Consider the following 25,061-nt stretch of genomic DNA (forward strand, 5'->3'; position numbering starts at 1 on the left):
GGTCGCCGACCAAGCCCTGCACCTAACGATTGCGCCCAATACGCCGCAGGGCACGCGAAACCTGCTACTTAAGCGAAAGTAACCGTTTTTTGTTGTCCCGGCCGCAGGCTTGTTCACGGGTTTTGAGCCTGGCTGGCCAACGCGGCTTCGCGCTCGGCAATGGCTGCCGCCAGTTCTGGGGAGGGTTTGGCCCATTGCTCGGGAGGCAGAGGTTTTGACCATTCGATGATGGCTGGATCGGTAAGGTCGGGTGGCGGCGACAACTTCCAGGTTTGCAGCATCATTGCCAACGGAGCGCCAAGCAGCACCGCCGCGATCACCAGCCAAACCGCTTGTCCTACCTCCTGAGCCATCAGGTGTTGCCTGATGCCATCAAGGTAGTCGCGACAAATTCCCCAAAACACACTTTTCCCACCTAACCGCTCTCGTCCGCCTTCAAAGTCGTTAGTAATCGGTAACGCCTGCGGCCCAATCTCCATGTAACTGCGCACGCACTCCCACAAAGCCATGGCCGATGTGCCACCGCCACAGTTAAACCCCCAGTAGAAGTGCTGGTTACCTTCCTTGGCCATGGGGTCCGGGTTTTCAAAGCCGATAAACAGCAGCCCCATGGTGTTTTTACCGGCCTGACTGACCGAAGAGTGTTGCGTGGCGGCGGCCGTCACGCTTTCCCATGGGACGATCCAATACTCACCATCCTCGCGGGGTACACACACCTCGCGACGCTGGCGATTGAAGCGGATGGGCAAAGGCACCTTGCGGTACAGGGAATAGATCAGGAGAAGTGTGGGGATGCCAGTGATTATTAGCCCTCCTCCCCATATCAATGGATCAGGAGTGATGTAAGTCATAAATACAAACACCATCACCAACGGCCACAACCCCATTACCGCCGAGCCAATGCTGTAGTTGCCAATGTCGAGAAACACCTCGTTCTTGCGCCAGATGATATTGAGCATGTCGGACGGCTTTTGCCCGGTGGGAACGGGCAAAGGCGCCAGATAATCCTTGCGTGAAAAGATCCGTTTTTGGCTGGTGCCGGCGGTGGGCTTACTCATGGGTTTTGCGCCTGGGCGGTCAATTCGGCTTCGCGTTCGGCGATGGCTGCGCAGAGCTCGGGAGAGGGTTTGGCCCATTGCTCGGGAGGCAGAGGTTTTGACCATTCGATGATGGCTGGGCAAGGCAAATCGGGCGGATCAGACAGCTTTAGATTCTGTAATTTCTCCGCGAAATAGGTTCCCAGAATCGTAATGCAAAAGATGCCCCACAGAACGCCCAACACATTGCCCTTACGCAGATCCATGATGATCGAGCCGATTTGCGTTTCCTCATAAGGCGCAACACCTACTCGACTATCAGGCACCGACTGCGGCCCAATCTCCATATAACTGCGCACGCACTCCCACAAAGCCATGGCCGATGTGCCACCGCCACAGTTGAACCCCCAGTAGAAGTGCTGGTTGCCTTCCTTGGCCGTGGGGTCCGGGTTTTCAAAGCCGATAAACAGCAGCCCCATGGTGTTTTTACCCGCCTGACTGACCGAGGAATGTTGCGTGGCGGCGGCCGTCACGCTTTCCCAGGGGACGATCCAATACTCGCCATCCTCGCGAGGTACGCACACCTCGCGACGTTGGCGATTGAAGCGGATGGGCAAAGGCACCTGGCGGTACAGGGCATAGATCAGGAGGAGCGTGGGGATGCCGGTGATTACTGAACCTAGCAACAAAATATCTTGGCTGAAATCTAAGGCAAAATTTCGTGTGAAGTAGGACATGGCTAAAAACACCATCACCAACGGCCACAACCCCATCACCGCCGAGCCGATGCTGTAGTTGCCAATATCGAGAAACACCTCGTTCTTGCGCCAGATGATATTGAGCATGTCGGACGGTTTTTGCCCGGTGGGCACGGGCAAGGGCGCCAGATAATCCTTGCGTGAAAAGATCCGTTTTTGGCTGGTGCCGGCGGCGGGCTTGCTCACGTACCTTGGTCCTGGCTGGCCAACTCGGCTTCGCGTTCGGCTATGGCTGCACGGAGTTCGGGGGAGGGTTTGGCCCATTGCTCGGGAGGCAGAGGTTTTGACCATTCGATGATGGCTGAATCGGTAAGATCGGGTGGCGGATTCAGCTTCCAGCGCTCAAGGACATCTATCAATAAGGTGTTAAAAATGAAAATCCCACAAAAACCTTCCCACAGTAAGGTGACCGGCCAGCCTCTCAATTTTGCTGCCTTGATAAGGTCATCCAGATAAGTTGCCCAGATTCCCTTAGACCTATCAAAGCGTGCTGTTTGATCCTCAACCGCTTCTGCCCCTACTTCCATATAACTGCGCACGCACTCCCACAAAGCCATGGCCGATGTGCCACCGCCACAGTTGAACCCCCAGTAGAAGTGCCGGTTACCTTCCTTGGCCGTGGGGTCCGGGTTTTCAAAGCCGATAAACAGCAGCCCCATGGTGTTTTTGCCCGCCTGACTGACTGAGGAGTGTTGCGTGGCGGCGGCCGTCACGCTTTCCCAGGGGACGATCCAATATTCGCCATCCTCGCGAGGCACGCACACCTCGCGGCGTTGGCGATTGAAGCGGATGGGTAAAGGCACCTGGCGGTACAGGGAATAGATCAAAAGTAGCGTTGGGATGCCGATCACCAGAGTCGTCATAACTGCAAAAATATGCATTTCGTCATGATCGTGCCTGAACAAATAGCCCATAAATGCAGACAGCATCACCAAGGGCCACAACCCCATCACCGCCGAACCGATGCTGTAGTTGCCAATATCGAGAAACACCTCGTTCTTGCGCCAGATGATATTGAGCATGTCGGACGGTTTTTGCCCGGTGGGAACGGGCAAGGGCGCAAGATAATCCTTGCGTGAAAAGATCCGTTTTTGGCTGGTGCCGGCGGCGGGCTTGCTCACGTACCTTGGTCCTGGCTGGCCAACTCGGCTTCGCGTTCGGCTATGGCTGCACGGAGTTCGGGGGAGGGTTTGGCCCATTGCTCGGGAGGCAGAGGTTTTGACCATTCGATGATGGCTGAATCGGTAAGATCGGGTGGCGGATTCAGCTTCCAGCGCTCAAGGACATCTATCAATAAGGTGTTAAAAATGAAAATCCCACAAAAACCTTCCCACAGTAAGGTGACCGGCCAGCCTCTCAATTTTGCTGCCTTGATAAGGTCATCCAGATAAGTTGCCCAGATTCCCTTAGACCTATCAAAGCGTGCTGTTTGATCCTCAACCGCTTCTGCCCCTACTTCCATATAACTGCGCACGCACTCCCACAAAGCCATGGCCGATGTGCCACCGCCACAGTTGAACCCCCAGTAGAAGTGCTGGTTGCCTTCCTTGGCCGTGAGGTCCGGGTTTTCAAAACCGATAAACAGCAGCCCCATGGTGTTTTTACCCGCCTGACTGACCGAGGAATGTTGCGTAGCGGCGGCCGTCACGCTTTCCCAGGGGACGATCCAATACTCACCATCCTCACGGGGTACGCACACCTCGCGGCGTTGGCGATTGAAGCGAATGGGCAAAGGCACCTTGCGGTAAAGGGAATAGATCAGGAGAAGTGTGGGGATGCCAGTGATTATTAGCCCTCCTCCCCATATCAATGGATCAGGATTGATGTAAGTCATAAATACAAACACCATCACCAACGGCCACAACCCCATTACCGCCGAGCCGATGCTGTAGTTGCCAATATCGAGAAACACCTCGTTTTTGCGCCAGATGATATTGAGCATGTCGGACGGTTTTTGCCCGGTGGGAACGGGCAAGGGCGCCAGATAATCCTTGCGCGAAAAGATCCGTTTTTTTGTTGTACCGGCCGCGGGTTTGCTCACGTGTCGTCCTTGGGTTGCAGGTAAGTAACGCCGCTCTGCTGACTGGCGAGCGGGTAGCTCGGTACGCGGTCCAGCTCGGGCGTGGGGTCGTCGTATAATGCAGTGACGCCCACTCCGTCTTTCAAGGTAAAGGCCACGCCGCGCTCACCGCCGATAAAATTTCTGGCGCCCAGCAACGCCAGCAGCGGTGTGCGATAACGCAGGCGCAGGGAGACGGTGCCGGGTAGCGTGCTCAGTACGTTGGGCACGGTGTTAAAGGGCCCGCTCAAGCGCAGGCCCTGCCCTTCCTTGGCCGGGATCCAGCTGCAGGCGCTGCTGGGCAGCCAATGGGGCGTCAGGTCGCGCCAGGGCCGGGGGGGCTGGTAGCGCGCATGGGGCGGGCTGTTTTTGATCAGGTGGCGCGAAGCTTGGCTGTCCACCGGGTCACCGATCATGCTCAGCTCCAGGTAGACGCTTTGCGGCTCAGCGCCGGGCAGGTCGATGGTCAGGGCGTCGATGGCACTGACATAGGTCATGCCACTGGGGCTATTAACCGCCGGAGCCGTTGCCGCGTGGCTGCGCATGCTGACCCGGGGCGTATAGAGAATGGCATACAGCCGATTCAGTTCCTGTTGCTGGGCCTGAGCCGGAATCGGCGTCAGATTGCCGGCGCGGCCCTTTGACCAGCAGCAGTGGTTGAGAAAGTTTTGCAGGGGCTTTTGCTCAAACAGCCAACTGATCAGGTACAGCACCCCCAGCGCGGCGATCAGCAAGTTCAACGGCCCCATCAGGGTCGAGTAGCGCAAAATCGCCACTTCGACTTCCAGCAGCCCCGCCAGGGCCCTGAAGGTGTAGTTGACCCCCAGCAAGGCCTGGGCGCCAAAGACCGCGACTTGCCCGCCGACCACCGCCTGGCGCATATCCAGCCACGGATCGATGTGGGTTTGTGCGCGCTCGAGCTGTATTTGCAGGGATCTGAACTCATTTGCTGCTGCGCCGAATGAAAACCCACCAATCACCCCACCAAACAGAGTGAGTGTAGGGGCCGCAGACGAGCGGATCAGGAACCTGTCTCGCTCCACCCCCACCCTCACCACATTATCAATCGCCCCGGTCAACGCCGCCGCTGCATACAAGGAAGCGGACACCGTATCGTTGATGCGCTTTTGCCCCACCCCCTCCAAGGCCGCCGCTTGGCTCAGGGAGCGCTCGGCATTGAGGACGTTAAGCAGCAAGGCCGCCACGGCAACGGTCGAGCCGCTATTGGTCACCGCGGGGGAACGCATGATATCGCCGACTCGCCCAGTGCCTATGGCTTTTGCGGTGGTGTTGAGCCATTGGTTGAAGGCGCTAGCCTCGGCGCCAAGCATTCTCCACACCTGGAGCCCGCCCTCGGTGACGGCCTGAAAACGGATATTGCGGCCCAGGCGCGCGGTCACGAATACCCCCAGCCAGGTCGGGCTTATGCCCTTGTCGCTTTTGAGCAGCAGCAACGCGGGCGCCAGGCGATTGACCAGCACCGCCCAGGTTGAGTGGAGGTTGCGGCCCATCTGTGCCAAGTCTTCCAGAATCGGTGCGCTCAAGGGTTTCAGCGCATCGTGGGTGGCGTTGATGTTCTCCGAGGCCAGGGCGGCCAGCACTTCGCCCAGGCGTGCGCTGCTGGTGACACCGCCGTCCAGGGACGGCACCCAAGCGCTGAACAGTTGGCTCAGGACGCTGCCGTCGGCGCTGCGCACATACTGGGCATATTGCTCGGCGCCCTGGCTGCGCAGGCATTGTGCGCTCAAGCAGCCCATGGCCAGTTCCTCCAGCCAACGTCGTGTGGGGCGGTGTTCATAGTCGACAAACCAGGTGCCGCGGGCATTGCGCGGCAGAAAGGTCTCACGGTCGCTAAACAGTAGCTTGTGACGCAACTCGATGTGCTGGTAGTGCGCTGGAGCGATGTGTTCGAGCCAGTTGTTCATGGCTTCTAGATCGATGTATTGGCTGACTTTTGCGCTGAGCAGGTGGTTGCTGAGGTTGGCCTGTTTTTGCGCGCGGTATTCACGCACCAGGTACTCAGCCTCGGTGTGCAGGTCCGCAGGGATGAATTCGCGCACCGGGGCCAGGATGCTGGCGATCCGGGCATCGCGCACGGCTGCTTCGGCCGGGCTGTGCTGGCCACCGTACTGACGGGCGCGGGTCTCGGCTTTGAGTTGTTCGTCGAGCTGACGTTGGGCGTTGAGCAGGGTCTGGCCCTGTTCGGGGGTGAGTTGAATGTTGCGGCCTTTGTAGGTGTAGCTCAGGGTCTGGGCCAGTTCGGCACCGTCTTCGGTCACTAGGCTGCGCACAAACCCGCCGATACTCAGGCGCAGGCTGTTATCGGCCATCCACTGTTCGTGGCGCGCCTCAAGCCATTCCTGTTCATGGTTGATGTCGCGCAGCACACCCAGGTCGTCGTCGAGGCAGGCGAACACCGGGAACAAACCACGGGCCTGGGCCTTGGCGCTGTCCAGCCAATCCTGGGTAGCCTGACCTTCCCAAGGCTGTGCGCTCCATTCGCCAGGAGGCTCATCGCTGACTTCAGGGTACTGAGCAATGATCCTTTCGCGCTCGCGTGCGCGGTGCATGGCCTCGGTATAGGCCCGGATATTGGCATCGGTCGGCTCTTTCATCACCGCAGCGCCCAGCGCATCGGTATCCACCGAGCCCTGCCGCTGATCGGCTTTCATCGACTGGGCATAGACCTGCGCAATAAGTTCGGCCATCACCTGGCTGGCCTGAGCCAGAGGCGGGCAATGCGCCGCTTGCAGCTCGTTGGCCACCATGCGCAGAGCCACATGGCGCATGTGCTTGCCGCGCTTGGCGGGACTGTCGCTCAGGGCTTGGCACTGGGCCGCCGCCAGCGGGTATTCGCTGTAAAGCATCCATGCATCATGGATTTTTTTCAGGGGCAGGCCCGCCAACTGCCCGCTTTGAACACTCGAGTCATCGTCTTCCAGGGCCTGCGCGGTAAGCAGGCCTTCGGGGGATACGGCGTAACGTTGCAGTGGCCCCTGGTTCTGCCACAGATAGAGGAACCCTGCGCGCAAGCGCCGCGCGGCCATGGGCCGGCTGTGAGTCTCGACACCCGGCACACAGCAGGGATGGGTGGCCGGTTGCTCCGCCAGGGCGTAACGCACCGGCACCACGAACAACTCGGGTTGACTGGCCGGACAAGGCTCAATCTGGTTGTTGATATCGACATGCGGACAGGCCTTGGCCGCGCGTTCAGCCTGGGCATGCCGATCAATCATGGCGAGTTTTTCCGCGCTCATGCCAAAGGTCCCTTATCGGTCAGTAACTGACGGTTCAATTCACTGTTCAGGTTGTCCAGGCGTTGTGCGGGGCTCACGCCCGGTTCGGCCAGGAGCTGTCGGTAGACCGCCTGTTCGGCGCGTGTGGGAAAGTCCTCGCCCAGCACGGCGTACAAGCGCGCCCAGGCCATGACTTCATCGATGGCGCTGTAACCCTGGCGCGCCGCGCTTTGCTGGCAACCGACGGCCCATTGCTGCAAAGCATCACTGTGCAGCGCATTGAGTTGCTCCGGGAAAAACCGCAGGCCGTGCTCGATCAACTGCCGGGTGAAGCACTGCCGCTTGGCGCTGGACAAGTGTTCAAGCTGCTCCGCAGTCAGAGCCAGCCAAGGGATCGGGGCATACTGCGCGGCCGGTTGCGGGGTTTCCTGGCAGATGTGTCCGGTGGCATGAAGCGCTTGGGGCAAACGGATCAAGCGCACCGGCCCCATCAGTCGATCCCGCTGCGAAGGCGGCAGGTCGGTCAACCATAGGGCGGTGATGCGCGGGTCGTAGTAACGAAAAAATACTGTGGCGCCGCCCTCGACGCGAGCATGGATCAGGCTGCGCAGGTGTTCACACAAGACCTGTTCAGGGGCCTCGGACTCCAACCAGATACCGGCCGATGCCGCCCACTCCCGAGTGAAGGTCTGCGCCAGTTCACTGTGCGGCTGAACCCTGATCAACACTGGCCCGAGGCTGGCCAGCGCGTGGTAGACGGTGTGTTGGTACAAGGCTCGCACTTGTGCGCCAGCGTTCAGTTCAAACAGGCGCTCGGGCAGATGTTCGATTTGCGCCGGATCCAGTAACACATACGCCTGATTCATAGACTCAGCTCCGCCATTTTTGCGCAAATGGCACAGACTGGAGCCGCTTGCCGGGCTGCCTGAGCCAACGCTGCTTGCTGGGCCGGCAGCGACGGTGCGACCAAGGCTTCGGCCAGTGCCGGCAGCAGCGACTGCGCCGGCACCGCGGACACACCCGCCAACGGCGCCCCCCCAACCACAATCGGCACGCTGCTGAAGATCCCGCCCGAGCTGATGACAATATGCTGCCCACCCGCCTGAAGGGTCAGGCTCGTACCGGCATCGATCACTACGTTGGCGGCGTTGACCCGGGCCAGGGCGCCTGCCTGGATCACCCAAGTCCCCGCAGCAGTGGTGCTGGCGTTGCCGCTGATGGACAGCAGCTCATCACCGACAATCGCGGTGTTGCGCGCGCCTTGGGTGGTGTGGGTTTCATCGCCCTGGATCAGGCTTGAGCTGTTGCCATCGACCTGCTCGGAACGGTCGTTGCCGATCAGGCTATGGCTGTCCTGGGTGATTTGCTCACGACGCGAGTGGCCAATGCGGGTGTCGCTGTCGTTGAGGATCAGTTGTTCGAGATCCCGTTGCGCCCGCAGGAAGATCTTCTCCTGTCCGGCCCGGTCCTCGATCATCAGTTCGTTGTAGCCGCCACTGTTGGGCGTGCTGTGGCTACGCAGCACGGTGCGGCTTTGGTTCGCCGGCAAGGGATAAGGCACCGCAGTCGCCTTGTTGACCACACAACCGGTGATCAAGGGCTGGTCGGGATCGCCTTCAAGGTAGGTCACCACCACCTCCATGCCGATCCGGGGAATGGTCACCGCACCAAAATGCTCCCCGGCCCAACTGGATGAAACCCGCAACCAGCAACTGCTTTTGTCGCTATTGAGTTCTGCTCGGTCCCAGGGCAGCTCGACGCGGACCCGACCATGGGCATCACAGAAAATTTCATGGCCCACAGGCCCCGTAACCCGTGCGGTCTGGCTCACCAGCAGGGGTCTGCGGGCCGGCAATGGCGGGCGATAAGGCACGTCCCAGGGAATGGCGCTGAAATGATTGCGGTAACCCTGGGTGAACTCCGCTTCAGAAGCGTCGCCGCTCATCACTTCTTCAAGTACCTGAGGCTGCTTGCCGGTGTGATGAACGCTGAGCAGCAGCCACAAATCGTTGCAGGCTTGGCGCGGGTGCCCGGCCAAGGTCAAGAAGTGGCCGCTGCGCAAGGTCGGCTGATCACTCTCGCCTTCGGCCAACTGGTAGTCGACGCGATGACTTTCCAGGGCGCGTTGGGTGAGATGCTTGCCACGTGCCTCGGTCGGCATCGACAACGGATAGCGATAGTCCTCAAGCCGTGGGCCCTGTTGGCAGGCGTCCTGGCTTTCCAGCAAACGGCTGGGCCGCTCAAGGTCATAGTCACGGCGGGTGACCGCAGCGGTACGGGTGCTGAAACGCTGAGAAAAACGGCTGATTACCGGGTGATCGGCGACGCTACCACTGCCGGGTTGATAGGGCGTGACGCCGAGCTTGGGGAACCAGGTCTGATCCTCGCTAAACACCAGCAGGTGATCATCGATCGAGTGCTGGTGGTGCCAGGCGATGCCCTCTTCGGCGCACAGGCGCTGGATGAACTCAAAATCGCTTTCAGCGTATTGGGTGCAGTATTCGCGCTGTGGGGCATTGCCGATATGAAAGGTAAACACATCCGGCAAAATGCCATGTTCCTGGAGCACTTGAGCCACGATCTGCGGCACCGTCAGGTGCTGGAAAATCCGCTGGTTGTGGCTGAACTGCAGATAATAAAGTGCTGGCACCAGGGTCAGGTGGTAATGGGTCAGGCGCCTGCCGGACTCGCCGACCCTGACCTCTTCGATGCGGCCATGCAGGCCCTCGCCGTTGAGGCCAAAGCGCAGAAACGCGGGCTGGCAAAGCAGGCTTTGCAGATCGAAATCGGGGTTTTCGCTGACCAGCTCAACGTGGATCGCATACAAGGCGCTGATGGCTTCGAGGCCATCAAAGGCCAGTACTTGGAAATCGTGGCGGACGGCGGGAATAAGCAGTTCGAAGCGCGCGAAATGGGCAGGTGTGAACATAGGCTTGTCCTTAAGCGCTAGAGCGAAAAAGAACGCTTGGGAGCGCGCGATTTTCGCAAGGTCATGTGCGGGTTCATGCTAAAGAGAGAGGAATATTCTGGCTATGGGATAGTTCTGAGTGAAAAAGCGCGCGTTCTCTGATTTGCGTAGTGAAAATCGAAACCCGACTGCAATCCTTCTCTAAACGCCTTCGCGCACAGCAGTGCAGATGACGCTTGCCGGATCGGAGATGCCTGCCAGCAGAACGACCGACAATGCTTTACTCAGATGATCGAGGACCTGCCGACCTGGCACAGCGGCCAGCCGATCCGTCCGCTCAGCTAGGCGCAACAGCACAAACCTCTCCCGCGGCGGCCCTGCCCATTTTCGGGCAAGGCCACCAGCGATCTGCACCAACCCCTGGCGCGCCCTCACCGTTTTCGCGCCGAGGCCATGTCACCCGCGCTCTGCTGCGGTGCACGGCCGACCTTTCGTCGGGATAGATCCGTCGCCCTGCGCCCACGCCAAATCAACGCCCCGCCCTGCCCGACGCCGCTCTAGGTTCTGTCCTAGACTGATTTTCGCATTGTGACCGAGCGGTCACTTTGGCATTGAAAAAGTCGAAACTTTTCGCGTCGGCCCAAGGTCAGGTTAAAGGTAGGGTCGCTGCCACTGGTGCATTCCTTGCAACGGCTCCTCCACCCTTTCTGCTGCAGCGCTCGAGCAGCTCAGGCTGATCGATGTGTGGCGCAATTGCGCCCGGCCACAGGAATGGCCCGACAGCAGCGCTTGAGACAGCAGAACAGATCAATAAAACGGGAGAGACCTATGATCAGCGCCGCATTGGACACTCAGGGAGAGCATCCTCAACAGCAGGCCGGTGAACGTGCCCCCCAGGCGATTTCCATCCCTGGAGGCAAGACCCTGCTGCCGCTGGCTCGTCAGAATCCCAACCGCAAGCGGGTGCTGTTCGTCACTTCGGAAATCGCCGATCTGGTGAAAACCGGCGGCCTGGGCGACGTCTCCGCCGCCCTGCCCCGGGCCATGGCCCAGCTGCACGATGTGCGGGTGCTGATTCCCGGCTATCCCCAGGTGCTGCACAGCGAGAACCCCATCCATATCATCGGCGAGCTGGGGGGCCACGCGGCGCTGCCGGCCTGCAAGATCGGGCGCATGGACATGCCCGACGGCCTGGTGATCTATGTGCTGATCTGCCCGGAGCTGTACGAGCGCGAAGGCACGCCCTACGGCGCCAACAATGGCCGCGACTGGCCCGACAACCACATTCGCTTTGCCCGCCTGGGGCTGGCCGCCGCCGACATCGCCGCCAACCTGGCGCAGATCCACTGGTGCCCCGACCTGGTGCACGCCCACGACTGGCCCGCCGGGCTGGCCCCGGCCTACATGCACTGGCGCGGGCAGCGCACCCCGACCCTGTTCACCATCCATAACCTGGCCTACCAGGGCGTGGTCAGCCTGGCCTCGTGCCCGGAGCTGGGCATCCCCGAACACGCCCTGCAACAGGAAGGCATGGAGTTCTACGGCAAGCTGTCGTTCCTCAAGGCCGGCATGGCTTACGCCAGCCACATCACCACTGTGAGCGCCACCTACGCCCAGGAAATCACTACCCCGGCCTTCGGGTGCGGCCTCGACGGTTTTCTCGCCAGCAAGACCCAGCAAGGCTTGCTCAGTGGCATCCCCAACGGTATCGACGAAAGCTGGGACGCAGCCACCGATGCGCACCTGTTCTGCCCCTTCAGCATGGGTGATTGGGACGGCAAGGCGGCCAACGCCGCCCATGTGCGGCAGATGTTCGGTCTCGACGCCAGCGACGGCCCGCTGTTCGCCGTGGTCTCGCGGCTGGTCTACCAGAAGGGCCTGGACCTCACCGAGGGCGTGGCCGAATTCATCGTCGCCAACGGCGGCCAGATCGCCATCATCGGCCGCGGGGAACCGGAAGAGGAACAATCCATGCGCGCCCTGGCCCGGCGTTTTCCCGGGCGCATCGGGGTCAATATCGGCTTCAATGAAACCGATGCCCGGCGCATGTTCGCCGGCAGCGACTTTCTGCTCATGCCGTCACGCTACGAGCCCTGCGGGCTGAGCCAGATGTACGCCCAGCGCTTCGGTTCGCTGCCGGTAGCGCGCAACACCGGCGGCCTGGCGGACACCATCGAGAATGGCGTCACCGGCTTTCTGTTCGACGAATCCACGGTCGCCAGCTACCAGGAGGCGCTGACCCGGGCGTTCAAGGTCTTCGCCTATCCAGCGCTGCTCAACGCCATGCGCTGCCGGGCCATGGCCGCCCCGTTCAACTGGTGCAAGGCGGTGGAACCCTACGCCGAACTCTACGAACAACTGGTGGCCAAGGCCCTGGGGCAGGCCACCCGACAATAAAGGGGCCTGGACCCATGCCATCAAGCACCCTGCACAGCTGGACCCACGGCGCAGTGATGCTGGATAGCGAGCACACCCGGTTCGCCCTGTGGGCCCCGGATGCCCGTGAGGTCAGCGTTGAACTGGCGGACGGCCAGTCACTGCCGATGCGGCCCGAGGCCGACGGCTGGTTCGTGACTCAGGCACGCTGCCCGGCGGGCAGCCGCTACCGCTACACCATCGATCGGCAGATCCAGGTGCCGGACCCGGCCTCCCGGGCCCAGGACGGCGATGTGCATGGCCCCAGCCTGGTGGTCGACCACAACGCCTACGCCTGGCAGCAGCCCCAGTGGCTTGGCCGGCCCTGGCACGAGGCGGTGATCTACGAACTGCATGTCGGGGTCATGGGCGGCTACCTGGCGGTGCAGCAGGCCCTGCCGGCCCTGGTGGACCTGGGGGTGACCGCCATCGAGCTGATGCCCCTGGCGGAGTTCCCCGGCGAGCGCAACTGGGGCTACGACGGCGTCCTGCCCTACGCCCCGGAAGCCTCCTACGGTGCTCCCGACGACCTCAAGGCCCTGATCGACGCCGCCCACGGCCTGGGCCTGGCGGTGATCCTCGACGTGGTCTACAACCACTTCGGCCCCGACGGCAACCACCTGCAGCGCTACGCCAAGGGCTTCTTCCGCGAGGATCTGCACACCCCCTGGGGCGCGGCCATCGACTTCCGCCGGCGGCAGGTGCGCGACTTCTTTATCGACAACGCCCTGATGTGGCTGCTGGAGTACCGTTTCGACGGCCTGCGCCTGGACGCCGTGCACGCCATCGACGACCCGGACTTTCTCCATGAACTGGCCCAGCGGGTACGCCAGGCGGTGCCGGCGTCGCGCCAGGTGTGGCTCAACCTGGAAAACGAGTTCAACCAGGCCAGCCTGCTGCAGCAGGGTTTCGACGCCCAGTGGAACGACGACGGGCACAACGCCCTGCACGTACTGCTCACCGGGGAAACCGACGCTTACTACGCCGACTTCGCCGACGCCCCCACCGCGCAACTGGCCCGCTGCCTGAGCCAGGGCTTCGCCTTCCAGGGCCATGCCAACCGCCACGGCCAATCCCGGGGCGAACCCAGCGGCCACCTGCCCCCCAGCGCCTTTGTGCTGTTCCTGCAAAACCACGACCAGATCGGCAACCGGGCCTTTGGCGAGCGCCTCAACCAGCTGGCGCCGACCCAGGCGCTGCAGGCGGCCACGGTGTTGCTGCTGTTGTCGCCGATGATCCCGCTGCTGTTCATGGGCGATGAAGTGGCGGCCCAGGAGCCGTTCCTGTTCTTCACCAGCCACCAGGGGGAACTGGCCGAGGCCGTGCGCCAGGGTCGGCGCAACGAGTTCGCCGCCTTCAGCGCCTTTGCCGACGCCGCCCAGCGCCAGCGCATCCCCGATCCCAACGCCCCCTCGACCTTCCAGGCATCACGGCCCCGGCCCCAGTCGCAACAGGCCAAGACGACCCGTGAGCTGTACCGCAGCCTGCTGCGTATCCGTCACCGCGAACTGATCCCGCGCCTGCCCGGCGCCCAGGCCCTGGACACCCGGGTGCTGGCCGAAGGCGCGCTGAGCGCACGCTGGCGCCTGGGTGACGGCAGCCTGCTGCGCATCGACCTCAACCTCAGCCCACACCGGGTCGAACTGGAGCCCGAAGCAACAGCACAACTGTGGTTTGAACACCCACCGCGAGCCCTTGAACACTGGCAGCAGGGCTGGTTACCCGCCTTCAGCGCAGTGGTGCAACTGGACAGCGGGCCTTGCCCCACCGCCCCCGATGGAGAACGCCGATGAGCGATGCGCAACTGGAAATACTCGCCAGCCGCGCCGGCCTGGCAGTGGATTGGATCGACGCCAACGGCCGACCGCAAAAGGTTGAGGCGCGGGTGTTGCGGGCCGTGCTGGCGGGCCTGGGCCACCCCGCCGACAGCGACCAGGAAATCGCCGACAGCCTGCAGCAGTTGCACCAACTGCAGCAAAGCCGGCACCTGCCACCGCTGCTGACCGCCGACGTCGGCCAGGGCCTGGACCTGGCCCGGTACTTCGCGCCCGGGACCCGCTGTGCCATCGAGCTGGAAAACGGCGAACCGCTGTCGCTGCAGCTCGATGAACAGAGCGTGCTGCCAGGACAGATCCCGGTGGGTTACCACTCGGTGCGCATCGAGGAGGAACACTTCACCCTCGCGGTGGCCCCCGCACGCTGCTACAGCGTGGCCGACGCCGTGGGCCAGCCGACCCCGCGAGCCTGGGGCCTGAGCGTACAGCTGTATGCCCTGCGCCGCCCCGGTGACGGTGGATTCGGCGATACCCAGGCACTGGAAGAGCTGGCCCGGCAAGCCGCCGAGCGCGGCGCCGATGCCCTGGCCATCAGCCCGCTGCACGCCATGTTCAACAGCGATCCTCAGCGCTACAGCCCCTACTCGCCCTCCAGCCGGCTGTTTCTCAACAGCCTGTACGCCGCTCCCGGGGCCATTCTCGGCGACCGGGCCTGGCGCAGCGCCATCGAATCCTGTGGCCTTGGCCAGACCTTGCAAGCCCTGGAACAGCAACCACTGATCGACTGGCCCCAGGCGGCCCAGGCCAAGCAACAAGCACTGCGCGCCCTGTACGAAGGCTTCTGCCACGGCCAGCACCCCCTGCACGAGGACTTCGCCAGCTATCGCCGCAGCGCCGGCGAAGCCCTGGAAAACCACTGCCGGTTCGAGGCCATCCAGGCCGAGCGCGCCGCCCGCGGCGAAGACCTGGACTGGCGTCACTGGCCGCAACACTGGCGTAACCCGGCGAGCCCGGCCCTGGCCCGGTTCGCCGAGGAGCAGGCCCATGAAATCGGCTTCCATGCCTTCTGCCAGTGGCTGATCGCCCGCAGCCTGGAACGGGCGCAGAGCGCGGCCCACAGCAGCGGCATGGGCATCGGCCTGATCGCCGACCTGGCGGTGGGCGCCGACGGCGGTGGCAGCCAGGCCTGGAGCCGCCAGGAGCAGTTGCTGGCGTCCCTGACCGTGGGGGCGCCACCGGACATCCTCAATCGCCAGGGCCAGGGCTGGGGCATCTGTGCCTTCTCTCCCGAAGGTTTGCAGCGCCATGGTTATCGCGCCTTCATCGAAATGCTCCGGGCAAACTTCGCCCATGCCGGCGGCTTGCGCATTGACCATGTGATGGGCTTGCAACGGCTCTGGGTGATCCCGTCGGGAGCGCCGCCCTGCGACGGCGCCTACCTGTACTACCCGGTGGACGATCTGCTGCGCCTGCTGACCCTGGAATCCCATCGGCACCAGGCCATTGTCCTCGGCGAGGACCTGGGGACGGTGCCCGACGGCCTGCGGGAAAAGCTCGCCGCCCGGGCCATGCTCGGCATGCGCGTGCTGCTGTTCGAACAGGACCACGGCTGCCACTTCAAGCCGATCCTGGACTGGCCGGACAACGCCCTGGCCACCACCAGCACCCACGATCTGCCCACCCTCAACGGCTGGTGGCAGGGCCGCGACATCGACTGGAACCTGCGCCTGGGCATGGTGGATGAACAGGGCGCGCGACAATGGCGCGAACACCGCCAGCGCGAGCGTGACGGCCTGCGCCAGGCCCTGGCCCAGGACCCACAGAACTTTCACCAAGAGGCCCACGAAGCCGACCAAGTGCTGGACGCCAGCGTGCGCTTTCTTGGCCATACCCGTGCGCCCCTGGTGCTTCTCCCCCTGGAAGATGCCCTGGGCATCGATGAACAGGCCAACCTGCCCGGCACCCTCGACAGCCACCCCAACTGGCGCCGTCGCCTGGCCAGTGCCAGCCGACGCCTGCTGGACGACAGCGATGCCGCCCGGCGCCTGGAACTGCTGGCCTGTGCCCGGCAACAAGCCCTAGAGCGTGACCGATGAACCTGCCGTCCCTGCCCTTGCTGCGGGCCAGCCTGCGCCTGCAGTTTCATCAAGGCTTCACCCTCGACGACGCCGTACCCCTGGTGCCCTACTTCGCCCGCCTGGGCATCAGCCATCTCTATGCCTCACCCCTGCTCCGGGCCCGGGCCGGCTCCCAGCACGGCTATGACGTGGTGGACCCGACCCAGATCAACCCGGAGCTGGGGGGCGAAGCGGCCCTGCGGCGCCTGGTGGCGGCCCTGCGTCAACAAGGGATGGGGCTGATCCTCGACATCGTGTCCAACCACATGGCCGTGGGCGGCAGCGACAACCCCTGGTGGCTGGACCTGCTGCAATGGGGGCGGCTGAGCCCCTATGGCGAATTCTTCGATATCCAGTGGCACTCCGCGGACCCGCTGATGGAAGGCCAGTTGCTCCTGCCGTTCCTCGACAGCGACTATGGCGTGGCGCTGCAGGAAGGCCGCTTGAAGCTGCGCCTGGACGACGACCTGAGCGGCTTTCACGTACAGCACCACGAACATTGCTTTCCCATCTGCCCCTGGGACTACGCACCACTGCTGCGACTTCCGGAGCCGCTGGACGCCGAGTCCAGCGGCGCCCTGAAATCCCTGGCCGACGGTTTTGCGGCGTTGCGCTTCAACGGCGCCGCCCATGCCCAGGCCCGGCCCCTGCAACAAGCCCTGGCACACCAACTGCGCCAGCCGTCAGTGCGCCAGGCCATCGACGCCCACTTGCAAGGCTACGACGCGCGCCAGGCCGGCGGCTTCACCCGTTTGCATCAGTTGCTGGAACAACAGAGCTACCGTCTGGCCAGCTGGCGCACCGCAGCCGATGACATCAATTGGCGGCGTTTCTTCGACGTCAATGAACTGGGGGGCCTGCGGGTCGAACGCCCGGCCGTGTTCGAAGCCACCCACGCCAAGGTCTTCCAGCTGATCGAAGAAAACCTGGTGGATGGCCTGCGCATCGACCACATCGATGGCCTGGCCGATCCCCGGGGTTACTGCCGCAAGCTGCGGCGCCGGGTCGACCGCCTGCGTCCAGGCCAGCACCTGCCGATCTACGTCGAGAAGATCCTCGGCGCGGACGAGACCCTGCATCGCGACTGGGGCGTGGACGGCAGCACCGGCTACGAATTCATGAACCAGCTGTCGCTGTTGCAACAGGCCCCCGCCGGCCAGCCGCTGCTAGCAGAGCTGTGGAGCCGGCACAGCCAGCGGACGCCGCAGTTCGGCGAGGAAGCCCTGCAGGCACGCCAGCAGATCCTCAACGGTTCCCTGGCCGGTGACTTTGAAAACGTGGCCCAGGCGCTGCTGCAAGTGGCGCGGCTGGACCTGATGAGCCGCGACCTGACCCTGGGGGCCATCCGCCGGGCGCTGCAGGAGCTGATCGTGCACTTTCCGGTGTACCGCACCTACATCGGTGCCCAGGGCCGCGGGCCCCAGGACCAGCGGTTTTTCCAACAGGCCATGGACGGCGCCCGAGGCCGCCTGAGCGAAGCCGACTGGCCGGTACTCGATTGCCTGGAGCGCTGGCTCGGCGGCCAGGGCTGGCGCCGGCAACCCCCGGGCCGGGCGCGCAAGCTGCTGCGCCACGCCTGCGTGCGCTTCCAGCAACTGACCTCGCCGGCCGCGGCCAAGGCCGTGGAAGACACCGCCTTCTACCGCTCGGCGGTGCTCCTGGCGCGCAATGACGTGGGCTTCAACAGCGAACAGTTCAGTGCGCCGATCTCGGCCTTCCACAGCGCTTGCCAGCAGCGCCTGGACAGCTTCCCCGACAACCTGCTGACCAGCGCCACCCATGACCACAAGCGTGGCGAAGACAGCCGCGCGCGCCTGGCCCTGCTCAGTGAGCGGGCCCCCTGGTATGCCCGCCAAGTGGCCAGCTGGCGGCTGTTGGCTGCCCCCTTGCACCAGCACCCCGACGCCCCTTCGGCAGGCGATGAACTGATCCTCTATCAGACCCTGCTGGGCAGTTGGCCCCTGGATTTGCAGGCCGAGGATCAGCCGGGCCTGGAGCGCTATGCCCAGCGCATCTGGCAATGGCAACTCAAGGCCCTGCGTGAAGCCAAGCTGCACAGCAGTTGGGCAGCCCCCAATCCTGATTACGAAGAGAGCGTTCAGGCGTTTGTCAGCGCCGTGCTGGTCTCGCCGCAAGGCCTGGCCCTGCGCCAGTCGCTTGCGGCGGCAGCCAACAGCATCGCCCCTGGCGGCGCCCTCAACAGCCTGGCGCAAACTTTGCTGCGCATGACCGTACCAGGGGTGCCGGACCTGTATCAGGGCAACGACTTCTGGGACTTCAGCCTGGTGGACCCGGACAACCGCCGACTGCCGGACTACCCGGCCCGGCAACGCGCCCTGGACAGCCCGCGCGATCCTCGGCAGTGGCTGGCCCAGTGGCGTGACGGACGTATCAAGCAGGGCCTGATTGCCCGCACCCTGGGCCTGCGCGGTCAGTACCCGCAGCTGTTCCAGCGCGGCAGCTACCAGCCGCTGATGGTGCTGGGGCAGGAAGCCGGCCGGGTGCTGGCGTTCATGCGTGAATACCAGGAGCAACGAGCCGTGGTGATAGTGCCGATCCAGGTCGCCGGCCTGCTGGATGACAGTGCAATCCCCAAGGTGGATGCGCAGCGATGGGGCGATACCCGGGTGCAACTACCGTTCACCGCTTCGGGCCGCAACCTGAATGGACTTTTTTCAACCGGAGCAGTCACACCCCACAAGGAATTGCTGATCAGCGCCGTATTGCAAGACTTTCCACTCAACCTTTTGATTCAACATTGAGTTCAGTCCAGGAGCATTGCGATGAGTACCGACGACAAACGCATACGTGAATTCGCCTATCAGATCTGGGAGTCGGAAGGGAAACCGGAGGGCCACGAAGCCCGACACTGGGAAATGGCCCGCAAGCTCGCCGAGGCCGAGGCCCTGGCCCCGAGCCAGCCGCCCAAGGGCGCCAAGAGCAAATCTGCCGCCGCCAGTCCGCCCGGCAAGAGCGCCAGCAAACCCAAGGCCAAGTCGGCCGCCGCGGTGGTAGTGCCGCCGGGAGAGAAGCCTGCGGCGCCGAAGAAACCCCGGGCACCGCGCAAGCCGCCAGCCCACTGACGACACTCCCGCCCCTCTATCGCCCTGAACCGGTGGCGCGCCCGCACGCCACCCTGGATGGCTTCGCCCTGGAAAACCCACGGCGGGCCCCCTGATCCTTTTTGCAGGAGCAACCATGAGCAGATCCAAGCAGACTCCGCCGACTCCCGAGAACGAACCCTCGCGCATCCGTGAAGGCCTGCCCTTCCCTCTGGGCGCCACCTGGGATGGCCTGGGCGTCAACTTCGCACTGTTCTCGGCCAATGCCACCAAGGTCGAACTGTGCCTGTTCGACGCTGCCGGCGAAGTGGAGCTCGAACGTATCGAACTGCCCGAGTACACCGACGAAATCTTCCATGGCTACCTGCCCGACGCTCACCCCGGGCTGATCTACGGCTACCGAGTGCACGGTCCCTATGAGCCGGCCAACGGTCACCGTTTCAACCCCAACAAACTGTTGATCGACCCCTATGCCAAGCAGCTGGTGGGCCAATTGAAATGGTCCGAGGCGCTGTTCGGCTACACCATCGGCCATCCTGACGCCGACCTCAGCTTTGACGAACGGGACAGCGCGCCCTTCGTGCCCAAGTGCAAAGTCATCGACCCGGCCCATACCTGGGGCCACGACCATCGGGTCAGCGTGCCCTGGGACAAGACCATCCTTTACGAGACCCACGTGCGCGGTTTCACCATGACCCACCCCGCAGTGCCGGAACACCTGCGGGGAACCTTTGCCGGGCTGATGGTGGACGACGTGCTGGAGCACATCCGCAAGCTTGGCGTCTCGTCGGTGGAGCTGCTGCCGATCCATGCCTTCGTCAATGACCAGCACCTGCTGCACAAGGGCATGACCAACTACTGGGGCTACAACAGCATCGCCTTCTTCGCCCCGGACCCGCGCTACCTGTCCAGCGGCAAGATCGCCGAGTTCAAGGAAATGGTCGCGCACCTGCATGAGGCCGGGCTGGAGGTGCTGCTGGACGTGGTCTACAACCACACCGCCGAAGGCAACGAGCAAGGCCCGACCCTGTCCATGCGCGGCATCGACAACGCCTCCTACTACCGCCTGATGCCCGACGACAAGCGCTTCTACATCAACGATTCCGGCACCGGCAACACCCTGGACCTGAGCCATCCCTGCGTGCTGCAGATGGTCACCGACTCCCTGCGCTACTGGGCCACGGAAATGCACGTGGACGGCTTCCGCTTCGACCTGGCGACCATCCTCGGCCGCTACCACGATGGTTTCGACGAGCGCCACAGCTTTCTCGTGGCCTGTCGCCAGGACCCGGTGCTGCGCCAGGTGAAAATGATCGCCGAACCCTGGGACTGTGGCCCCGGCGGCTATCAGGTGGGCAATTTCCCACCGGGCTGGGTGGAGTGGAATGATCGTTTCCGCGACACGGTGCGGGCCTTCTGGAAAGGCGACGACGGTCAGTTGGCGGACTTTGCCGGGCGCCTGACCGCCTCTGGGGAGATGTTCAACCAGCGCGGCCGCCGCCCCTATGCCTCGCTCAACTTCGTCACCGCCCACGACGGTTTCACTCTCCGCGATCTGGTGTCCTACAACGACAAGCACAATCAGGCCAATGACGAGAACAACCAGGACGGCAGCAACAACAACCTGTCCTGGAACCATGGCGTCGAAGGTCCCAGCGACGACCCCCAGATCAACGCCCTGCGCCTGCGCCAGATGCGCAACTTCTTCGCCACCCTGCTGCTGGCCCAGGGGACGCCGATGCTGGTGGCCGGCGACGAATTCGCCCGCACCCAGCATGGCAACAACAACGCCTACTGCCAGGACAGCGAGATCGGCTGGATCAACTGGAACCTGGATGCCGACGGCAAGTCGCTGCTCAAGTTCGTCAAGCGCCTGATCAAGCTGCGCCTGAGCTACCCGATCCTGCGCCGCGGGCGTTTCCTGGTGGGCAACTACAACGAGGACATCGGCGTCAAGGACGTCACCTGGCTGGCTCCCGATGGCAACGAAATGACCACCGAGCACTGGCAGGATGCCCATGGCCGCTGCCTGGGCATGCTGCTGGACGGCCGCGCCCAGGAAACCGGCATCCGCCGCCCCGGGTCCGACGCCACGGTGCTGCTGGTGGTCAACGCCCACCACGACATCGTCAACTTCCGCCTGCCGCAAGTGCCGGCCGGTGAGTTCTGGACCTGCATGCTCGACACCCACCAGCCGGCGGTGCACGGCCAGGAGCGCTTCGTCTTTGGCCACGAGTACTCGGTGACCGGGCGATCGCTGCTGTTCTTCGAGCTTGAGCATGAACAGGACGACTGAGCGCCAGCCTTGCAGCGCGCCCTCGATGCCGCCTTGGCCGACAAGCCAAGCGTCGGCAAATTCCAGGCATTCGTCAGGAGTTCGGGCCTGGCAACAAAATGCGACTACCCTGAGAAACGGGTCGCAATCGACAAATTCAACTCAACCCTCTGTGTAGGCAGCCACGGGCTGAGTATGATTGCGCTCGGATCAGGGTGCCCCAAAGGTATGGAGCACCGGTACATGACGCTGAGGCAGATGCCATGGAATCAGCGTACGTGCAAACCCAGGGTCGCTACTGAACGGATGTTCAGGCCTCATTGCCGTGACCCGGAAAACAGGGATGTGACACCTCATGAAAGCCATAACCGCAATAGACAACAGCTGGCCCAGCCAGATCTGGAACGGCGCCCGCCACCTGGCCGACGTTCCCCCCATCAACCTTGGCAATCTGGTTCCACCCGGCTCCCGGGCCGTGATCATCGCCCCCCACCCCGGCGATGAAGTGGTAGCCAGCGGCGGCCTGCTGCAAGTGCTGGCCCACCATGGCCACCCCCTGCAACTGATCTCCATCAGCGACGGCAGCGCCAGTCACCCAGGCTCCGAGCTGTGGCCCAAGCGCCGCCTCAGCGTGTTCCGGCCCCAGGAAAGCGCCGAGGCCCTGCGCCGCCTGGGGCTGCCCCTGCACAGCCTGAAGTGGATTCGTGGTGGCTTTGCCGACAGCGCCCTGAGCGAGCGCGAACAGCAATTGGCGCCATTCATCAGCCGTTACCTGCGCGACAGCGATGTGGTGTTCAGCACCTGGCGCGGCGACGGCAACCTCGATCACGAAGCCGTGGGCCGGGCCGCGGCCAAGGCTGCCGGCCAGGTGGGGGCGCGCTTCTACGAGATTCCGATCTGGGCCTGGCACTGGTCCTCGCGCGAGGAGCACCAGATTCCCTGGCAGCGGGCACGCAAGCTGCGCCTGGACACCTGGACCGTGGCCCGCAAGCGCCACGCGGCCCACGCCTACGCCAGCCAGCTGCAGGGCGAACCGGAAATCGGCCTGGAACCGTCGCTGTCGCCGATTCTGCTGGAGCGCCTGCGCCTGCCCTACGAAATCATCCTGATGTAGGCCGGGCCCGGGCGGAAAATAACCTGAACGCGAGTGCCGGCCATCAGTCCCATGAGAAACCGTCACTGATTCACAGGAGTGAGCGTGAGCAGCGAGTCCACCCGCCAGCCCCAGCCGGGAAGCATCCAGCGTCTGCAGATCCTGACCGTCAACACCCACAAGGGTTTCACCGCCCTCAACCGACGTTTCATTCTCCCGGAGCTGCGCGAAGCGGTACGCAGCACCCAGGCCGACCTGGTGTTTCTCCAGGAAGTGCTGGGCGAGCATGAACGCCATGCGTCGCGCCTGGACAACTGGCCGCAGCAGTCGCAGTACGAGTTTCTCGCCGACAGCATGTGGAGCGATTACGCCTACGGACGCAATGCGGTGTACCCCGACGGTCATCACGGCAACGCCCTGTTGTCCAAGTACCCGATCCGCCAGTACCGCAACCTGGATGTTTCCATCACCGGCCCCGAGCGCCGCGGCTTGCTGCACTGTGTCCTGGATGTACCCGGATACGCCGAGGTGCACGCCATCTGCGTGCACCTCGGCCTGTTGGAAAGCCACCGGCAACTGCAGCTGGCGCTGCTCTGCCAACTGCTCGAATCCCTGCCCGAGGAAGCGCCGGTGATCATTGCCGGCGACTTCAACGACTGGCAGATGCACGGCAATGTCGCCCTGGGCCGGCGCGACGACCTGCACGAAGCCTTCGAACGCCATCACGGCCGCCCGGCCAAGACCTACCCCGCGCGCTGGCCCTTGCTGCGCCTGGACCGGGTCTACCTGCGCAATGCCAGCAGCCACCGGCCACAGATCCTCGGCAACAAGCCCTGGACCCACCTCTCCGATCACCTGCCCCTGGCGGTGGAGGTGCAACTGCCGCCCGTGGCCGCACCGCAGACATCGAGCGATGAACGCTAAAACCGCGATCGTCCCGGCTCACGGATTCCGGGGCGGTGCCGCCCAGTGGCAGCAGGTCTGGTCGACCTGCTGAACCCTGGCGACGAGCAAATCCACGGGCTGGAGTCGCCCCTGATCGCCCTGCCCGCCCCACATCCCTGGCCTTCGGACAAAGTGCCATTTTTCAGTGATTTGGCCACCCAAAAATAACCCTTCCGTTTATCAGTCATTTTCTTGACGAGCCCCCTGCTCTCTCCTTAGCTACCAATGACCACCCCTGGAAAAAGTAACCGGGAAAAGGCCGAAAACACCTGCTGCAGAGCGGGTCGGCGGACTTTACCCGATTGAATCCGGCTGCCTCTCGAACAGGGGTGGGAGAGGCGCCCCCAACGAGATAAAGCATGCATTTGCAAGGTAGGCCTCCATGAATACCTCACTCATCTCAAGCCCTCTGCCGTTCGCCTTGTGCAGCCTGTACACATCCTTGCTGTTGTGCTCCATGGAGGTCGCGGCGTCCCCGGGGGAGGACACCGACAACACCGGGTACCCCCCAACCCTGAGCAGCCTGCCGATCAGCGCCCCACCCCTGGGCAGCCCGCGACCGAGCGACTTCGCGGTCCTGGACCGGCCCGGACTGCCGACGCACCTTGAAGTCGGCTACCTGGCGCTGCCCGGCGCTGGCGGCGAACCGCGCAAAGGCCCCCTGCTCTACAGCATCCAGAACAACGGCACCACCCAACAGATCGGCCTGCTGAGTACCCCCAACACCTACACCCTCACCCAAGGCAGCGCCCCGAGCACCGTCAACGACCCACGCAATGCCGGGCTCAGCGTCCAGGGGCAAGGCCTGGGCGCCTTCTGGAGGCTGCAGGGTGCCGAGGGCTGGCACCTGGACATGTCCGCCAGCGGCGGCCGGGTCAGCGGTTTCAGTCGCAATGAGCAGGGCCGGGGCATGACCACCGAAGGCAACGCCATGACCTTTTCCGTGCAGGGCGGCGTGGCCATAGGCCTGAGTGACAACTGGGTGATCGAACCCCAGGCCCAGGTGATCAACCAACGCATTCGCCTGGACGGTGGCAATAGCAGTAACGACCTCAACGCCTGGAGCGGCCGGGTCGGCGCGCGCCTGCAAGGGCGCTATGACGTCCACGGCCTGCCCCTGGAACCCTATGTGCGCACCAACCTCTGGCATACGGTCTACAGCGGCGAGACCCTGAGCCTGGACCAGGTGGACAAGATCAGCAGCAGCCGCAAATCCTCCACCGTAGAGGTTGGCCTGGGGCTGGTGGCCAGGGTCACCCCCGCCGTGAGCCTGTACGTCAGTGCCGACTACAGCAGCGATGTGGATGACAACGACCTCAACGGCCTGATCGGCAGCCTGGGCGTGCGCATGCGTTGGTGATGCGCCCAGGACGGTGCCGGT

The 25,061-nt window shown here is 63.4% G+C and carries 16 protein-coding genes; 9 read left to right on the forward strand and 7 right to left on the reverse strand.

Annotated elements, in window-relative coordinates:
• Positions 1-113 precede the first annotated feature (113 nt).
• From WIN67_RS16330 to tssI, 7 genes are read right to left on the reverse strand one after another with little or no spacing between them, the layout of a single operon-like run.
• Complete coding sequence (locus tag WIN67_RS16330; RefSeq protein WP_339069281.1) at positions 114-1,058, reverse strand: hypothetical protein; 945 nt, start codon at positions 1,056-1,058, stop codon at positions 114-116.
• Entirely contained in the window at positions 1,055-1,981 is a 927-nt protein-coding gene (locus WIN67_RS16335; RefSeq protein ID WP_339069283.1) for a hypothetical protein, read from the reverse strand. Before WIN67_RS16335 ends, WIN67_RS16330 begins: the two co-directional genes overlap by 4 nt.
• Positions 1,978-2,916, reverse strand: coding sequence for a hypothetical protein (locus tag WIN67_RS16340; RefSeq protein ID WP_339069285.1), 939 nt, complete (start codon positions 2,914-2,916; stop codon positions 1,978-1,980). Before WIN67_RS16340 ends, WIN67_RS16335 begins: the two co-directional genes overlap by 4 nt.
• Positions 2,913-3,836, reverse strand: a complete 924-nt coding sequence (locus tag WIN67_RS16345) for a hypothetical protein (protein WP_339069286.1) — start codon at positions 3,834-3,836, stop codon at positions 2,913-2,915. The genes WIN67_RS16340 and WIN67_RS16345 overlap by 4 nt, the downstream gene beginning before the upstream one ends.
• Positions 3,833-7,111: a toxin VasX gene (locus WIN67_RS16350; RefSeq protein ID WP_339069288.1), complete on the reverse strand. Its 3,279-nt coding sequence runs from the start codon at positions 7,109-7,111 to the stop codon at positions 3,833-3,835. The genes WIN67_RS16345 and WIN67_RS16350 overlap by 4 nt, the downstream gene beginning before the upstream one ends.
• Positions 7,108-7,956, reverse strand: coding sequence for a DUF4123 domain-containing protein (locus WIN67_RS16355; protein WP_339069290.1), 849 nt, complete (start codon positions 7,954-7,956; stop codon positions 7,108-7,110). The genes WIN67_RS16350 and WIN67_RS16355 overlap by 4 nt, the downstream gene beginning before the upstream one ends.
• On the reverse strand, positions 7,953-10,019 hold the full coding sequence (gene tssI, locus WIN67_RS16360) for a type VI secretion system tip protein VgrG (protein WP_339069292.1): 2,067 nt from the start codon (positions 10,017-10,019) through the stop codon (positions 7,953-7,955). Before tssI ends, WIN67_RS16355 begins: the two co-directional genes overlap by 4 nt.
• 807 nt (positions 10,020-10,826) lie before the next feature.
• Here tssI and glgA point away from each other — a divergent pair.
• The 9 genes from glgA (at position 10,827) to WIN67_RS16405 (ending at position 25,040) form a co-directional block, all read left to right on the forward strand.
• Positions 10,827-12,395 carry a glycogen synthase GlgA gene (gene glgA, locus WIN67_RS16365; protein ID WP_339069294.1) on the forward strand — a complete coding sequence of 523 codons (1,569 nt, stop codon included), beginning with the start codon at positions 10,827-10,829 and terminating at the stop codon, positions 12,393-12,395.
• 14 nt (positions 12,396-12,409) lie between these two features.
• On the forward strand, positions 12,410-14,206 hold the full coding sequence (gene treZ / locus WIN67_RS16370) for a malto-oligosyltrehalose trehalohydrolase (RefSeq protein WP_339069296.1): 1,797 nt from the start codon (positions 12,410-12,412) through the stop codon (positions 14,204-14,206).
• The gene (gene malQ, locus WIN67_RS16375) at positions 14,203-16,284 is read left to right on the forward strand and encodes a 4-alpha-glucanotransferase (RefSeq protein WP_110596906.1); all 2,082 of its coding nucleotides are present in this window, start codon (positions 14,203-14,205) and stop codon (positions 16,282-16,284) included. Before treZ ends, malQ begins: the two co-directional genes overlap by 4 nt.
• The gene (locus WIN67_RS16380; protein WP_339069300.1) at positions 16,281-19,067 is read left to right on the forward strand and encodes a malto-oligosyltrehalose synthase; all 2,787 of its coding nucleotides are present in this window, start codon (positions 16,281-16,283) and stop codon (positions 19,065-19,067) included. The genes malQ and WIN67_RS16380 overlap by 4 nt, the downstream gene beginning before the upstream one ends.
• 21 nt (positions 19,068-19,088) lie before the next feature.
• A complete protein-coding gene (locus WIN67_RS16385; RefSeq protein WP_102879202.1) occupies positions 19,089-19,388 on the forward strand; it encodes a DUF2934 domain-containing protein in 300 nt (99 codons plus the stop codon).
• A 115-nt stretch (positions 19,389-19,503) separates the two neighbouring features.
• Positions 19,504-21,663: a glycogen debranching protein GlgX gene (gene glgX / locus WIN67_RS16390; RefSeq protein ID WP_339069304.1), complete on the forward strand. Its 2,160-nt coding sequence runs from the start codon at positions 19,504-19,506 to the stop codon at positions 21,661-21,663.
• 334 nt (positions 21,664-21,997) lie between these two features.
• On the forward strand, positions 21,998-22,756 hold the full coding sequence (locus tag WIN67_RS16395; protein ID WP_102863443.1) for a PIG-L deacetylase family protein: 759 nt from the start codon (positions 21,998-22,000) through the stop codon (positions 22,754-22,756).
• 84 nt (positions 22,757-22,840) lie between these two features.
• Positions 22,841-23,659, forward strand: a complete 819-nt coding sequence (locus tag WIN67_RS16400) for an endonuclease/exonuclease/phosphatase family protein (protein ID WP_339069307.1) — start codon at positions 22,841-22,843, stop codon at positions 23,657-23,659.
• A 403-nt stretch (positions 23,660-24,062) separates the two neighbouring features.
• Positions 24,063-25,040, forward strand: a complete 978-nt coding sequence (locus WIN67_RS16405; RefSeq protein WP_339069309.1) for an autotransporter outer membrane beta-barrel domain-containing protein — start codon at positions 24,063-24,065, stop codon at positions 25,038-25,040.
• Positions 25,041-25,061: the final 21 nt, after the last annotated feature.

This window comes from Pseudomonas idahonensis (assembly GCF_037903935.1).
GTDB lineage: Bacteria > Pseudomonadota > Gammaproteobacteria > Pseudomonadales > Pseudomonadaceae > Aquipseudomonas > Aquipseudomonas danubii.

What these genes read in the sequence shown, in the direction of transcription:
- WIN67_RS16330 (WP_339069281.1), bottom strand. Translation starts at nt 1,058, where the DNA reads ATGAGTAAGCCCACCGCCGGCACCAGCCAAAAACGGATCTTTTCACGC.
- WIN67_RS16350 (WP_339069288.1), bottom strand. Translation starts at nt 7,111, where the DNA reads ATGAGCGCGGAAAAACTCGCCATGATTGATCGGCATGCCCAGGCTGAA.
- WIN67_RS16355 (WP_339069290.1), bottom strand. Translation starts at nt 7,956, where the DNA reads ATGAATCAGGCGTATGTGTTACTGGATCCGGCGCAAATCGAACATCTG.
- tssI (WP_339069292.1), bottom strand. Translation starts at nt 10,019, where the DNA reads ATGTTCACACCTGCCCATTTCGCGCGCTTCGAACTGCTTATTCCCGCC.
- glgA (WP_339069294.1), top strand. Translation starts at nt 10,827, where the DNA reads ATGATCAGCGCCGCATTGGACACTCAGGGAGAGCATCCTCAACAGCAG.
- treZ (WP_339069296.1), top strand. Translation starts at nt 12,410, where the DNA reads ATGCCATCAAGCACCCTGCACAGCTGGACCCACGGCGCAGTGATGCTG.
- malQ (WP_110596906.1), top strand. Translation starts at nt 14,203, where the DNA reads ATGAGCGATGCGCAACTGGAAATACTCGCCAGCCGCGCCGGCCTGGCA.
- WIN67_RS16380 (WP_339069300.1), top strand. Translation starts at nt 16,281, where the DNA reads ATGAACCTGCCGTCCCTGCCCTTGCTGCGGGCCAGCCTGCGCCTGCAG.
- WIN67_RS16385 (WP_102879202.1), top strand. Translation starts at nt 19,089, where the DNA reads ATGAGTACCGACGACAAACGCATACGTGAATTCGCCTATCAGATCTGG.
- glgX (WP_339069304.1), top strand. Translation starts at nt 19,504, where the DNA reads ATGAGCAGATCCAAGCAGACTCCGCCGACTCCCGAGAACGAACCCTCG.
- WIN67_RS16395 (WP_102863443.1), top strand. Translation starts at nt 21,998, where the DNA reads ATGAAAGCCATAACCGCAATAGACAACAGCTGGCCCAGCCAGATCTGG.
- WIN67_RS16405 (WP_339069309.1), top strand. Translation starts at nt 24,063, where the DNA reads ATGAATACCTCACTCATCTCAAGCCCTCTGCCGTTCGCCTTGTGCAGC.